Here is a 14092-nt window from a genome sequence, read left to right as displayed (position 1 = left end):
TTGCTGTTGTCCTTGCTCTGATTTGTGTTGATTCGAGTGTTGATCCTGATCCGAGCTGTTTTGTTTAGAGTTTTGCTGTTGTCCTTGCTCTGATTTGTGTTGATTCGAGTGTTGATCCTGATCCGAGTCGTTTTGCTTAGAATGTTGCTGTTGCCCTTGCTCTGATTTGTGTTGATTCGAGTGTTGATCCTGATCTGAGTCGTTGTGTTTAGAATGTTGCTGTTGTCCTTGCTCTGATTTGTCTTGCTTCGAGTGTTGTTGATCCTGCTCTGATTTGTCTTGCTTCGAGTGTTGTTGATCCTGATCCGAGTCGTCTTGTTTAGAGTGTTGCTGTTGTCCTTGCTTGGATTTGTCTTGCTTCGAGTGTTGTTGATCCTGCTCTGATTTGTCTTGCTTCGAGTGTTGTTGATCCTGATCCGAGTCGTCTTGTTTAGAGTGTTGTTGTTGATTTTGCTCGGATTTGTCTTGCTTAGAATGTTGCTGTTGATCCTGATCCGAGTGGTTTTGCTGCTTATCGTGGGAAGATCCCTTGTGTTCCTCTTTTTTTTGCTCGCCATTGTTATCTTTATTATGCTTCATACCTCTAGTCAGTTTTTTGTTATCATCCTCTTGATTGTTAGCATGTTGCTCCGAGTTATCTGTTTCGTTTTTCTCTGTTGTATTTGATTTTTTTTTCTTACGTAGCCAATTCCAAATCATATGTATGCCCTCTTTGATTGTGTAATATAGTGCTATTTTGTGGTTAATTTTGTATATTATTCATTTATTTATGAAAAGAAGGAGGAGATTGGTTTGCATAGAAAAAATCCTTTAGTAAGCAGTACATACTATGATGAGAAGAGGGCGAGTCTGTGCAAATTGTAAAAAAGGAGAAATTTATTTTAAAGGAGTTTACATTTGAAAATGGTAGGACAATTCCTGTTCAAATGGGGTATGAGACGTATGGTACTTTAAATAGAGAAAGGTCAAATGCGATTTTGGTTTGTCATTATTTTAGTGCAACAAGTCATGCGGCAGGAAAATACATGGTGCATGATGAGGAGTCTGGTTGGTGGGATGGTTTAATTGGACCGGGAAAAGCAATTGATACAAATAAATACTTTGTTATATGTACTGATAACCTTTGTAATGTGCAGGTGAAGAACCCTTATGTCATTACAACGGGACCGAAATCGATTAATCTGAAAACTGGAGATGAATATGCGATGGACTTTCCGGTTTTTACATTTCTTGATGTAGCTCGTATGCAATATGAGTTAATAAAAGATATGGGAATCGCAAGGCTACATGCTGTAATGGGACCGTCAGCTGGCGGGATGATTGCGCAGCAATGGGCTGTTCATTATCCTCATATGGTAGAGCGGATGATTGGTGTTATTACGAACCCGCAAAATCCAATTATTACGTCGGTAAATGTAGCGCAAAACGCAATTGAAGCTATCCAGCTGGATCCGAGTTGGAAGGGCGGAAAATATGGAGAAGAGCAGCCAATGCAGGGGCTTCAGTTAGCAAATAGAATGATGTTTATGAACGCGTTTGATGAGCATTTTTATGAAACGACATTTCCTCGTAATAGTATAGAGAAAGAACCTTATGAAACATTTTCTACATTAACATCATTTGAGAAAGAAATTAACAAAATGACAAATAGAAGTATAGCTTTAGTAGATGCAAATTCATGGATGTACACTGCGAAAGCAGTTTTATTACATGATATTGCGCATGGATTTTCGTCTTTAGAAGAGGCACTATCTAATATAGAAGCAAATGTACTTATGATTCCGTGTAAACAAGATTTGCTTCAGTCGTCACGTTATAATTATAAAATGGTAGACATGTTGCAAAAACAAGGGAAGTATGCAGAAGTGTATGAGATAGAAAGTATAAATGGGCATATGGCGGGAGTGTTTGATATTCATTTGTTTGAAAAGAAAGTTTATGAATTTTTAAATCGGAAAGTGTCTAGTTTTGTGTAGAAAATAAATGATGTGAAAAAGGTGCAATGTATGTAGTAGGCACCTTTTATTACATGATTTGTAGGCGGAAAATATATGTGGCAATTGCTATACCGAAGAATGCGATACTAAGTAATAGAAATAAGAATGACATTTCTTGTGGTGATTTTATCTTTCTATTATTTTTCATACTAAGTGCAATAATTGCAGCGATTAAGAAAATGATGCCCATAATGAAAAGGAAAAGTGTCATTTTCATTGGCTCCTTTCATAAAACAAGTATATTGAGGATACAATGCAAGGGTTATGTTTGTAAAGAATAAGTTTTGCGAGAAAATTGAGAAATAAATTTTCCATTCTTTGCGTTCTTTCTTCCGCATGCTAAAATTGATGAGGAATGATTATTTAAAGAGGAAACTAAAGGTTTTATTGTATATAAGGAGGAACAACATATGACAGAAGTTAAAACAATTACTACAGAAGAAGTGCAAGAACGTTTAGAAAACGGAGAAACGTTATTTTTAGTAGACGTAAGGGAAGATGAAGAAGTAGCGGCAGGAAAAATTCCAGAAGCTGTACATATTAAAATGGGCGATATCCCAAATAAAGTAGATTTCTTTGATAAAGAGAATGAATATATCTTTATTTGTCGTTCGGGAATGCGCAGTGAAAATGTATGCCATTATTTAAATGAGCAAGGATTTAAAACGGTAAATATGGTTGGCGGTATGCTCCAATATGAAGGTGAAACAAAATAGTAAATAGTTAAAAACTTGAAACGAGTCTGTTTCAAGTTTTTTTCTTTTGCATACAGTGTACAAAAGGGGGGATAGGTAAATGGGGATTAATATGCGTAAAGTAAAAATTATTAACAATACAGGAGCCGTTAATGTCGGCGACTGTTATAATATCGCGCCTTTTGCTGTATCAAAAGCTTATGCTGGTGCTGGAGGGTCGAGTGCGGCTATTTTTTTAAATGGGAAAAGGCAGCCACCAGCGGTGATTCGAACATCAGTATTTCTTCCACCATTAGCAACGAGTACACGTACATTAGGTTAGTAAAGGAAAGGTAGCGTGTTAGTATGCCAGCACATATAAAAGAGTTTGTTATTGTGAATAACACTGGGAATATATTTACAGGTGATAATTTGAGTGATACGTCATTTACTGCTTCGAAATCGTATAGTGGTTCAATGGGATGCACTTGGATTGACGTTGTTACAGTAATAGGGACGGAGACGAAGCTTTGTTTACAGCCGGGTGATTCGGTGACGACAACATATACAAGAGGCACCCCTGCTGGTACTGTAACAGGAACAAATATGGGGCAAAGTGTAAATGCATCGGGTATAGCACAAGCTGTCCCTAATACAGATAATATGGATTCAGTTGCTGGACTCCCTTAAGGAATTAAGGGAGTTTTTATTATTTAAAATAAAAATAGTCTTTGAGATTATTTTTGTAAATACATATTAAGAAGAGGTTTGTAATGTAAAAAAGATGGTGTGTAGGTGGTGAAAGTATGAAAGAGCGCGATAAACAAAATTCATTAAACTCTAATTTCAGAATCTCACCAAATCTTATTGGACCTACCTTTCCTCCTGTTCCAACGGGATTTACTGGTATTGGGATTACTGGTCCAACCGGTCCACAAGGCCCGACAGGACCTCAAGGGCCAAGGGGATTACAAGGTCCAATGGGAGAGATGGGTCCGACAGGACCTCAAGGAGTACAAGGAATTCAAGGACCCGTTGGGTCAATAGGTGCAACGGGACCAGAAGGACAGCAGGGGTCACAAGGATTGAGAGGACCACAAGGAGAAACTGGAGCGACGGGACCGGGGGGGGTGCAAGGGTTACAAGGTCCGATTGGGCCAACGGGAGCGACTGGGGCACAAGGTATACAAGGGATACAGGGATTACAGGGACCAATTGGAGCGACGGGACCTGAGGGTCCACAAGGAATTCAAGGAGTCCAAGGGTTACCAGGAGCAACTGGTCCACAAGGAATACAAGGAGCGCAAGGGATACAAGGTCCACAAGGACCGAGTGGAAATACAGGGGCAACCGGAGCGACTGGTCAGGGGATAACAGGTCCGACTGGAGTAACAGGTCCGACAGGGATCACTGGCCCGTCAGGAGGACCTCCTGGTCCGACGGGGCCAACTGGTGCGACAGGTCCGGGCGGTGGACCGAGTGGAAGTACAGGAGCAACGGGAGCAACGGGAAATACTGGGGCTACAGGAAGTACAGGGGTAACAGGAGCGACGGGAAGTACAGGTCCGACTGGAAGCACGGGAGCACAGGGCTTGCAAGGAATACAAGGGATTCAAGGGCCAATTGGGCCAACAGGTCCAGAAGGTCCGCAGGGGATTCAAGGTATTCCTGGTCCGACGGGAGTAACTGGTGAACAAGGAATTCAAGGAGTTCAAGGTATTCAAGGGGTAACGGGAGCAACAGGAGATCAAGGTCCACAAGGTATACAGGGGGTTATAGGGCCACAAGGGGCAACAGGGGCCACAGGAGATCAAGGTCCACAAGGAATACAAGGAGTACCAGGGCCATCAGGAGCAACAGGCCCACAGGGAGTTCAAGGGATACAAGGTCCGATGGGTGATATAGGACCAACAGGTCCAGAAGGCCCAGAGGGACTTCAGGGCCCGCAAGGAATTCAAGGTGTGCCAGGGCCAGTTGGAGCAACGGGTCCAGAGGGTCCACAGGGGATACAAGGAATTCAAGGAGTGCAAGGAGCAACAGGCCCACAAGGTCCCCAAGGAATTCAGGGAATACAAGGTGTGCAAGGGATAACGGGAGCAACTGGAGTACAAGGAGCAACTGGAATTCAAGGGATACAAGGGGAAATAGGAGCAACAGGTCCAGAGGGTCCCCAAGGAGTGCAAGGTGCTCAAGGGGTGATTGGTCCAACCGGTCCGATGGGGCCACAAGGAGTGCAAGGAGTACAAGGAATTCAAGGAGCGACGGGCGCACAAGGAGTGCAAGGCCCCCAAGGAATTCAAGGGATCCAAGGTCCGACGGGAGCAACAGGAGATACGGGAGCAACTGGGGCGACAGGGGAAGGCACTACAGGCCCAACAGGAGTAACCGGTCCAACAGGGGTAACAGGCCCATCTGGAGGACCAGCAGGACCGACCGGCCCAACGGGGCCATCAGGTCCGGCGGGAGTAACAGGACCATCTGGTGGACCACCTGGCCCGACAGGAGCAACCGGGGCGACAGGAGCAACAGGAGATACTGGGGCGACAGGCTCAACTGGAGTGACAGGAGCGACGGGAGAAACGGGAGCAACAGGAGTGACGGGTTTACAGGGTCCGCAAGGAATCCAAGGGGTGCAAGGAGAGATAGGTCCAACGGGGCCACAAGGTGTTCAAGGTCCGCAAGGAATTCAAGGAGTAACGGGGGCCACTGGAGATCAAGGTCCGCAAGGGATTCAAGGCCTACAAGGCGACATAGGTCCAACCGGCCCACAAGGAATTCAAGGCCCACAAGGTTCTCAAGGCCTACAAGGAGCGACAGGGGGAACAGGAGCACAAGGCCCGCAGGGAATCCAAGGTCCGCAAGGTGACATAGGTCCGATTGGGCCACAAGGCCCAACTGGAATCCAAGGGATACAAGGAGAAATAGGCCCAACCGGTCCAGAAGGCCCAGAGGGACTGCAGGGTCCGCAAGGAATACAAGGTGTTCAAGGGCCAGTTGGAGCAACGGGTCCAGAGGGTCCTCAGGGGATACAAGGAATTCAAGGAGTGCAAGGAGCAACAGGCCCGCAAGGTCCACAAGGGATTCAGGGAATACAAGGTGTGCAAGGGATAACGGGAGCCACTGGAGCACAAGGAGCAACTGGAATTCAAGGGATACAAGGGGAAATAGGAGCAACGGGTCCAGAGGGGCCCCAAGGAGTGCAAGGAGTACAAGGAGCGATTGGTCCAACCGGTCCGATGGGGCCCCAAGGAGTGCAGGGAATTCAAGGGATTCAAGGAGCAACAGGTGCGCAAGGAGTGCAAGGCCCACAAGGAATTCAAGGGATACAAGGTCCGACGGGAGCAACAGGAGATACGGGGGCAACCGGAGCGACGGGAGAAGGAACTACCGGTCCAACAGGAGTAACCGGTCCAACAGGGGTGACTGGCCCGTCAGGAGGACCAGCAGGACCGACCGGCCCAACGGGGCCATCAGGTCCGGCGGGAGTGACAGGTCCATCAGGTGGACCACCTGGCCCGACAGGAGCAACAGGAGCAACAGGTGCGACAGGAGTAACAGGAGATACCGGGGCGACAGGCTCAACTGGAGTGACAGGAGCGACAGGAGCAACCGGAGTGACGGGTTTACAGGGTCCGCAAGGAATCCAAGGTGTTCAAGGCGACATAGGTCCAACCGGTCCACAGGGAATTCAAGGTCCCCAAGGAATCCAAGGAGTAACAGGGGCAACGGGGGCACAAGGTTCACAAGGAATTCAAGGCCCACAAGGCGACATAGGTCCAACCGGCCCCCAAGGAATTCAAGGTCCACAAGGTCCTCAAGGAATCCAAGGAGCGACAGGGGCAACAGGAGCACAAGGTCCACAGGGAATCCAAGGTCCGCAAGGTGACATAGGTCCGACCGGCCCACAAGGCCCCCAAGGAATTCAAGGGCCGCAAGGAATTCAAGGTCCAACGGGAGCAACCGGAGCAACTGGAGCGACAGGTCCCCAAGGAATTCAAGGTCCCCAAGGAATTCAAGGTCCGCAAGGAATTCAAGGTCCAACGGGAGCAACAGGAGCAACAGGAGCGACGGGTCCCCAAGGAATCCAAGGCCCACAAGGAATTCAGGGCCCGCAAGGAATTCAAGGTCCAACGGGAGCAACAGGAGCAACCGGAGCGACAGGTCCCCAAGGAATTCAAGGGCCGCAAGGAATTCAAGGCCCAACGGGGGCAACAGGAGCAACCGGTTCACAAGGTCCAACTGGAGATACAGGTCCAACCGGAGCTGGAGCCACTGGAGCGACCGGGGCGACTGGAGTTAGTACAACTGCAACATATGCATTTGCGAATAATACATCAGGAACCGCTATTTCCGTTTTATTAGGTGGTACGAACGTACCATTACCGAACAATCAAAATATTGGCCCAGGAATAACCGTTAGTGGTGGAAATACTGTATTTACAGTTGCGAATGCAGGAAACTATTATATAGCTTATACAATTAATTTAACGGCAGGATTAGTTGTAAGTTCTCGTATAACTGTAAATGGCAGTCCGCTTGCGGGAACGATAAACGCCCCGACAGTGGCTACTGGTTCCTTTAGTGCAACAATAATTGCTAACTTGCCTGCTGGAGCCGCTGTTAGCTTGCAATTATTTGGAGTAGTTGCAGTGGCTACATTATCTACGGCAACGCCAGGAGCTACTCTAACGATTATTAGATTGAGTTAATAAGAAGAAAACCTTGGGGCTTTTATGCTTCAAGGTTTTTTATCTCCTTGTTTGTATGTAGTCTCATTGATTAGGAAAGTTTTACTTTATTCACATGAGCAAAAACATCGCAGTTCGAAAATATATTATAATAGAATGAAAAGAAAGAAATTTGGCAGAAAGGGAGGGTGGCGATGCAGGAGATGGTTACAGATTTTTTTGGACGCCCACTTCAAGATTTGCGTATATCTGTCATTGATCGTTGCAATTTTAGATGTACATATTGTATGCCAGCGGAAGTGTTTGGGCCAGATTATGCTTTTTTGAAAGATGAGTTTTTACTGACGTTTGATGAAATTGAGCGTTTGGCAAAACTATTTGTTAGCATCGGTGTACGAAAAATTAGACTTACTGGTGGCGAGCCACTACTTCGTAAAGATTTACCAAAACTTATTGCACGTCTCGTGAAAATTGACGGGCTGTTAGATATAGGGTTAACGACCAATGCAATTCATTTAACAAAGCAAGCAAAAGTATTAAAAGAAGCTGGATTACATAGAGTAAATGTTAGTTTGGATGCAATAGATGATGATGTATTTAAGGCTATTAATGGCCGGAATATTAATACGAAACCGGTTATAAAGGGAATTATAGCTGCAAAAGAGGCCGGGCTTGATGTAAAGGTAAACATGGTTGTGAAAAAAGGAATGAATGATCATCAAGTACTTCCGATGGCTGCGTATTTTAAAGAGCAAGGAATCTCGCTTAGGTTTATTGAGTTTATGGATGTTGGTAGTACAAATGGATGGAACTTTGATCAAGTCGTTACGAAGCGAGAGTTAATTGAGATGATTCATCGCGTGTATCCGCTTGAGCCAGCTGAAGCGCATTATTTTGGTGAAGTTGCGAAGCGATATCGTTACGTCGGAACAAATATTGAAGTCGGTTTTATTACTTCTGTTTCTGAGTCCTTTTGTTCCTCTTGTACGAGAGCGAGAATTTCAGCAGATGGAAAGTTTTATACTTGCTTATTTGCGACAGAAGGACTCGATCTAAGGGAACTTCTTAGAGGGAATCTTTCAGATGAGGAGTTAGTAAGCGTTATACAAGATGTATGGATGAATAGAAAAGATAGGTATTCGGATGAACGGACAGAAGAAAGTGCAAAAAATCGTCCGAAAATTGAAATGTCTTATATAGGAGGATAAGAAAGGGGGCTATCGTATGCAGGAGCGATATTCAAGGCAAATATTATTTTCTGGTGTTGGAGAAGAAGGACAGAGAAAAATTAGAGAGAAGCATGTTCTTATTATTGGTGCGGGAGCTCTTGGTGCAGCAAATGCAGAAGTGATTGTTAGAGCAGGTGTTGGAAAAATAACAATTGCAGACCGTGATTATGTAGAGTGGAGTAATTTACAAAGGCAACAATTATATACAGAAGAAGATGCAACGCAGTATAAACCGAAGGCGGTAGCAGCCGCAGAGCATTTAAAAGCGATTAATTCTGAGGTGGAAATAAATCCGGTTGTGACGGATGTAACAGTGCAGGAAATGGAAGAGCTAGTGAATGGTGTAGATTTAATATTAGATGCGACAGATAATTTTGAAACGCGTCTTCTTATTAATGATATTTCACAAAAATATAATATTCCGTGGATATATGGTGGCTGTGTCGGAAGCTACGGAGTAACGTATACAATTTTACCAGGAAAAACACCGTGTTTCCGCTGTTTAATGGAGCATCCGGCGAGCGGAGCAACATGTGATACGGCTGGTATTATACAGCCGGCAGTACAATTAGTAGTTGCGCATCAAATAACGGAAGCGCTGAAAATATTAGTAGAAGACTATGGGGCGCTTCGCGAAACGATGTTATCGTTTGATCTTTGGAATAATCAACAGATGGCATTTAAAGTGAATAGACAGAAAAAAGAAACGTGTTTATCTTGCGGAAGATTACGTACATATCCGAGTTTAACATTTGAAGCACAAACGAAAACAGAAGTTTTGTGTGGACGAAATACAGTACAAATCCGTCCAGGTGTGCGGAATGAATTTAATTTAGAAGAAATTAAAAAGCGCTTACAAAGAAGTGTGGATGTAAAAGCGACTCCGTATTTAGTATCGTTTCTAGTAGAGGAATTTCGTTTTGTTTTATTTACAGATGGTAGAGCGTTTATTCATGGGACGAATGATATAAATGTAGCAAAACGTTTATATGCAAGATATATAGGTTGAACCTAAAGGGAAACCCTTTAGGTTCAATAGGGAGAAGATTAAGACTTTCTCGTATAACCTCCACTTTTTCCACCTGTTTTTTCAAGTAAGTACGTTTCGCCAATAATCATACCTTTATCAACAGCTTTACACATATCGTACACGGTAAGAGCGGTAGCGGAAGCAGCTGTTAAAGCTTCCATTTCAACACCGGTGCTACCTTCTGTTTTGACTTTTACTTCAATAAGTAATCGATATTGTTCTTCGGATTGTTTCCAATCGAAAGAAACGTCAACACCTTTTAATAATAAAGGATGGCACATTGGGATAATATCAGAAGTGCGTTTTGCAGCCATAATACCAGCGATTTGTGCAACTGCTAATACGTCACCTTTCCCGAGTTCATTATGAGAGATTTTATCGTAAATTTCTTTTGTAACGACAATGCTAGAGCACGCAATTGCTGTTCGAACGGTTGCTTTTTTGTCGCTTATATCAACCATTTTCGCGCGTCCTTGGTCATTAAAGTGTGTGAATGAAGACATGGAATTCCTCCTTGAAGTAATTTCTATTTAATATATAAAGTTTAATCGAGATAAAAAAAATTGCAAATATGGGGTGAGAAACGATGGTAGAAAAACGAATTCCGATTCAAGTTGCTGAGGCAGTAGAGAGAGTAATGGAATATGCGAAAATTGGTGAAGTAGAAGAGGTTTCTATTACGGAAAGTTACGGGAGAATTCTTGGGGAGGATGTTATCTCTGATCATGACGTTCCTCATTTTGATCGTTCTCCTTACGATGGTTTCGCAATTCGAGCGGAAGATACGAAAGAAGCGAATCAAGAGAATGCAATTCAGTTTGAAGTAATAGGAGAAATTGGGGCGGGGTCTGTTTTTCTAGATGCAGTAGGATCTTTTCAGGCGGTTCGTATTATGACAGGAGCAGCTATTCCAGCGGATTGTAATGCAGTCGTAATGCTAGAGCTGACGGAAGATTTTGAGAAGAACGGAAAAACATATATGAAGTTAAAGCGTCCGTTTCATAGTGGTGACAATGTGTCATTTAAAGGAGAAGATATAAAGCAAAATCAAGTTCTCGTTCAGAAAGGTGTTGCAATCAATCCAGGTGTTGCGGCCTTATTAGCGACGTTTGGATATAGTACTGTGAAAGTTGTAAAACAGCCTGTTGTTGGTATTGTGACGACAGGAAGTGAATTGTTAGAAGTACATGAGTCGTTACAGCCGGGGAAAATTAGAAATAGTAACTCTTATATGATTGCTGCTCAAATTATGAAAGCCGGAGGTAAAGTTCGGTATTATGGCCAACTTGCCGACGAGTTAGATGCATGTTTTACAGCTGTTCAATCAGCGATGGATGAAGTTGATATTTTAATTACGACAGGCGGTGTGTCGGTAGGAGATTATGACTACTTGCCAGCTATTTATGAAAGATTACAAGCGAATGTACTCTTTAATAAAATAGCGATGAGACCAGGAAGTGTAACGACCGTAGCTGAAGTTGATGGAAAGTTACTTTTCGGTTTATCAGGAAATCCGTCAGCTTGTTACGTAGGATTTGAGTTATTTGTGCATCCGGTTATAAAAACATATTTGTATGCGAAAGAACCTCACGTATATAGAGCAGATGCTATTTTACAAAAAGATTTTCCAAAGCCGAATCCGTTTACTCGTTTTGTAAGAGCAAAAGTGACAATCGTGGACGGGGCATTACAAGCGATGCCGGTCGGTTTAGATAAATCGAGTGCGGTATCTTCACTTGCAGATGCGAATGCTTTTATTGTGTTACCTGGAGGAACGAGAGGCTTCGAGGCAGGGATGAAAGTGTCTGTATTATTGTTAGAGCACGCTGAGGGATGTGATTGGCCATGGGCAAAGCCCCTTCAATCTTACAAATAGTAGGATATCAAAATAGCGGGAAAACAACACTTGTTGAGAAAATAGTGCATACGTTAGCTGAACGGAAAATGAAAGTTGCTACCATTAAACATCACGGGCACGGAGGTTTTCCAGAAGTAGCGCAAAAGGATAGTGAAAGGCACCGAAAGGCTGGTGCTGTTGTTAGTAGTGTAGAAGGCGCTGGATTCCTTTCGCTTTCGTCATTAAGAGAAAACTGGTCTTTGCAAGAAATTATTCGCTTATATGAGTTTTTCGAAGTAGATACAATTGTAATTGAGGGCTATAAAAAAGAGAGCTATCCGAAAGTAGTGTTACTTCGTTCTGCGGAAGACGTTGAACTTTTACATAACGTAGAGAATATAATAGCAGTTATTACGTGGTATGATGCTCCTGTAAACTTACGAGAAGAATATAAAGTATTTCATATAACAGAAGAAGAATTGTGCATAGACTGGTTTTTACAAACGGTAAGGAGTGCGAAATGACAAATACGTATTATGAAGTAATTGATACAGAAATTTTGGTTGAAGAGGTAGCGAAGAGAGTAATTCGCCGCGAATGTGGTGCTGTTACAACATTTATTGGAACGGTTAGAGAGTTTACGAAAGGGCGTCGTACATTATACTTAGAATATGTCGCTTATAAAACGATGGCAGAAAAGATGCTAGAGAAAATCGGATTAGAAGTGAAAGAGAAATGGCCAGGTACACACGTTGCGATTACACATCGCATTGGTACACTGCAAATTTCTGATATCGCGGTTGTTGTGGCTGTTTCAACGCCGCATCGTAAAGCGGCTTATGAAGCAAATGAATATATTATGGAGCGCATAAAACAAATTGTTCCGATTTGGAAAAAGGAGTTTTGGGAAGATGGAGACTCTTGGATTGGCGATCAATTAGAAAAAACGCCATATTCCGAGGGAGAGCCTGGGAAGGAGCTATAAGTATGATTCGAGTATTGTTATTTGCGAACTTGCAAGAAGAAGCAGGAAGAAGTGAATTACAAATGGAGAAAGAAAATATTACGGTTGCAGAGTTAAAAGATATTGTTGCAACTGAATATAATTTGCCAGTATCGGCACCAATTATGGTTGCGATTAATGAAGAGTATGCAAATGAAGATGATATGATTCAATCTGGTGATGTTGTTGCACTTATCCCACCAGTGAGCGGTGGTTAATATTGGATTTATTAAAACGACTTTCCTACATAGGGAAAGTCGTTTTTTTATGGCAGTTTTGAGAACACTAATGTATAGAACAAGGAGGGAACTATGAAAAAAATATGTGCAGTGATGGCAATGCTATGTGTGGCCTTTTTCTCTTCTCCAAGTGATTCTTTCGCGAAAGAATCAAGAGAACAACTTTTAGAGAGTGCATTATCGAATAGGTACTATTCAGTTATTAGGCAAGTGACAGAAGATCAATATGAATGTGCTTCAGTTATAAATATAAAGCGTCTCGGCAAAAACGGTGAGTTCGTTCCTAGATTTGAAATTACGCTACAATTTCTTACGTTCCAAGGTGCGCATAATCCGCCGAATGATAAAGTTACACTTACTTTGGAGGATCATTTAGATCACGTAAAGATAAAGAAAGTGGAACGGGAAAAGAATGTTTCTGGTGCTATTGCAGAAAAGGTTTGTGAACGTCAAAAAGAAAAAATAAAAGCTCACTCTACTGATTCAGAGTGATAACCTATGACATTTAGTAAAGAAAGGTAATGAGCGATGGATATATTTTTAGCGATTTTACCAGCTATATTTTGGGGAAGTATTGTGCTATTTAACGTGAAACTGGGCGGAGGGCCTTATAGCCAAACGCTCGGTACAACGCTTGGCGCACTTATTTTCTCAATTGTTGTTTATATTTTTATGAAACCAGTATTGACTCCTACTGTTATCGGGGTTGGTATTGTGTCAGGTTTATTTTGGGCGCTTGGTCAGGCGAATCAATTAAAAAGTATTGATTTAATGGGCGTTTCGAGGACGATGCCGATTTCAACAGGACTTCAATTAGTTGCGACGACTTTATTTGGAGTCATCGTATTTCATGAGTGGTCCACGACAATATCAGTCGTCCTTGGTGTATTAGCTCTCGTTTGTATTATTATCGGTGTTATTTTAACATCGCTTCAAAGTGAAGAAGAAAAGAGTGTAGAGCAAGCGGGCAATTTTAAAAAGGGCATTATCATTTTATTGATTTCAACAGTCGGTTATTTAGTTTACGTAGTAGTGATTAGACTATTTAAAGTAGATGGTTGGTCAGCTTTGTTGCCACAAGCAGTTGGTATGGTGTTAGGAGGGATTTTGCTTACGTTTAAACATCATCCATTTAATAAATATGCAATACGAAATATTATTCCAGGATTAATTTGGGCAGCTGGAAATATGTTTTTATTCATTTCGCAACCGCGTGTCGGAGTGGCAACAAGTTTCTCGCTATCGCAAATGGGAATTATTATTTCGACGCTTGGCGGGATTCTTATATTAGGTGAAAGAAAAACGAAACGCCAATTAACAGGGATTGTTGTCGGTATCGTTTTTATTATCGCAGCCGGAATTATGTTAGGTATAGCGAAAAGTTAAAGGAGGTAT

At 42.8% G+C, this 14092-nt stretch carries 15 protein-coding genes and 1 pseudogene; 13 read left to right on the top strand and 3 right to left on the bottom strand.

Annotated elements, in window-relative coordinates:
• Positions 1-699, bottom strand: a pseudogene (locus AC0NJG_RS27685) (spore germination protein); the annotation flags it as partial.
• Positions 700-851: 152 nt separating this feature from the next.
• Here AC0NJG_RS27685 and AC0NJG_RS27680 point away from each other — a divergent pair.
• The gene (locus AC0NJG_RS27680; protein WP_087996604.1) at positions 852-1976 is read left to right on the top strand and encodes a homoserine O-acetyltransferase family protein; all 1125 of its coding nucleotides are present in this window, start codon (positions 852-854) and stop codon (positions 1974-1976) included.
• Positions 1977-2025: 49 nt separating this feature from the next.
• On the opposite strand, the gene AC0NJG_RS27675 is transcribed toward AC0NJG_RS27680, so the two are convergent.
• Positions 2026-2208: a hypothetical protein gene (locus tag AC0NJG_RS27675; protein WP_000171883.1), complete on the bottom strand. Its 183-nt coding sequence runs from the start codon at positions 2206-2208 to the stop codon at positions 2026-2028.
• Positions 2209-2407: 199 nt separating this feature from the next.
• On the opposite strand from AC0NJG_RS27675, the gene AC0NJG_RS27670 reads away from it, so the two are divergent.
• From AC0NJG_RS27670 to AC0NJG_RS27645, 6 genes are all read left to right on the top strand, one after another.
• Complete coding sequence (locus AC0NJG_RS27670) at positions 2408-2713, top strand: rhodanese-like domain-containing protein (RefSeq protein ID WP_000141212.1); 306 nt, start codon at positions 2408-2410, stop codon at positions 2711-2713.
• Between the two features lie 79 nt (positions 2714-2792).
• On the top strand, positions 2793-3014 hold the full coding sequence (locus AC0NJG_RS27665; RefSeq protein WP_087954048.1) for a spore germination protein: 222 nt from the start codon (positions 2793-2795) through the stop codon (positions 3012-3014).
• A 23-nt stretch (positions 3015-3037) separates the two neighbouring features.
• Positions 3038-3361, top strand: a complete 324-nt coding sequence (locus AC0NJG_RS27660; protein ID WP_001110853.1) for a hypothetical protein — start codon at positions 3038-3040, stop codon at positions 3359-3361.
• A 116-nt stretch (positions 3362-3477) separates the two neighbouring features.
• The gene (locus AC0NJG_RS27655) at positions 3478-7380 is read left to right on the top strand and encodes a BclA-related collagen-like exosporium protein (RefSeq protein ID WP_474063666.1); all 3903 of its coding nucleotides are present in this window, start codon (positions 3478-3480) and stop codon (positions 7378-7380) included.
• Positions 7381-7553: 173 nt separating this feature from the next.
• Entirely contained in the window at positions 7554-8567 is a 1014-nt protein-coding gene (gene moaA / locus AC0NJG_RS27650) for a GTP 3',8-cyclase MoaA (RefSeq protein ID WP_087996608.1), read from the top strand.
• Positions 8568-8583: 16 nt separating this feature from the next.
• Positions 8584-9597 (top strand): molybdopterin-synthase adenylyltransferase MoeB, encoded by a 1014-nt coding sequence (locus tag AC0NJG_RS27645; protein WP_087954051.1) that lies wholly within the window; start codon positions 8584-8586, stop codon positions 9595-9597.
• 38 nt (positions 9598-9635) lie between these two features.
• Here AC0NJG_RS27645 and moaC read toward each other — a convergent pair whose 3' ends face one another.
• The gene (gene moaC, locus AC0NJG_RS27640; RefSeq protein WP_474063665.1) at positions 9636-10121 is read right to left on the bottom strand and encodes a cyclic pyranopterin monophosphate synthase MoaC; all 486 of its coding nucleotides are present in this window, start codon (positions 10119-10121) and stop codon (positions 9636-9638) included.
• An 83-nt stretch (positions 10122-10204) separates the two neighbouring features.
• On the opposite strand from moaC, the gene moeA reads away from it, so the two are divergent.
• From moeA to glcU, 6 genes are all read left to right on the top strand, one after another.
• Positions 10205-11494 (top strand): molybdopterin molybdotransferase MoeA, encoded by a 1290-nt coding sequence (moeA, locus tag AC0NJG_RS27635; RefSeq protein WP_143881603.1) that lies wholly within the window; start codon positions 10205-10207, stop codon positions 11492-11494.
• The gene (gene mobB / locus AC0NJG_RS27630; RefSeq protein ID WP_143881602.1) at positions 11464-11979 is read left to right on the top strand and encodes a molybdopterin-guanine dinucleotide biosynthesis protein B; all 516 of its coding nucleotides are present in this window, start codon (positions 11464-11466) and stop codon (positions 11977-11979) included. Before moeA ends, mobB begins: the two co-directional genes overlap by 31 nt.
• Positions 11976-12440 carry a molybdopterin synthase catalytic subunit MoaE gene (moaE, locus tag AC0NJG_RS27625; protein ID WP_474063664.1) on the top strand — a complete coding sequence of 155 codons (465 nt, stop codon included), beginning with the start codon at positions 11976-11978 and terminating at the stop codon, positions 12438-12440. The genes mobB and moaE overlap by 4 nt, the downstream gene beginning before the upstream one ends.
• Before the next feature lie 2 nt (positions 12441-12442).
• Positions 12443-12676, top strand: a complete 234-nt coding sequence (moaD, locus tag AC0NJG_RS27620; RefSeq protein ID WP_087954056.1) for a molybdopterin converting factor subunit 1 — start codon at positions 12443-12445, stop codon at positions 12674-12676.
• 93 nt (positions 12677-12769) lie between these two features.
• Positions 12770-13189, top strand: coding sequence for a DUF3888 domain-containing protein (locus AC0NJG_RS27615; protein ID WP_087954057.1), 420 nt, complete (start codon positions 12770-12772; stop codon positions 13187-13189).
• A 36-nt stretch (positions 13190-13225) separates the two neighbouring features.
• Positions 13226-14083, top strand: a complete 858-nt coding sequence (gene glcU, locus AC0NJG_RS27610) for a glucose uptake protein GlcU (RefSeq protein ID WP_474063663.1) — start codon at positions 13226-13228, stop codon at positions 14081-14083.
• The last annotated feature ends 9 nt before the right edge of the window (positions 14084-14092 follow it).

It is taken from the genome of Bacillus sp. SSR7 (assembly GCF_055902415.1).
This window is presented reverse-complemented; position numbering and strand designations above follow the sequence as displayed.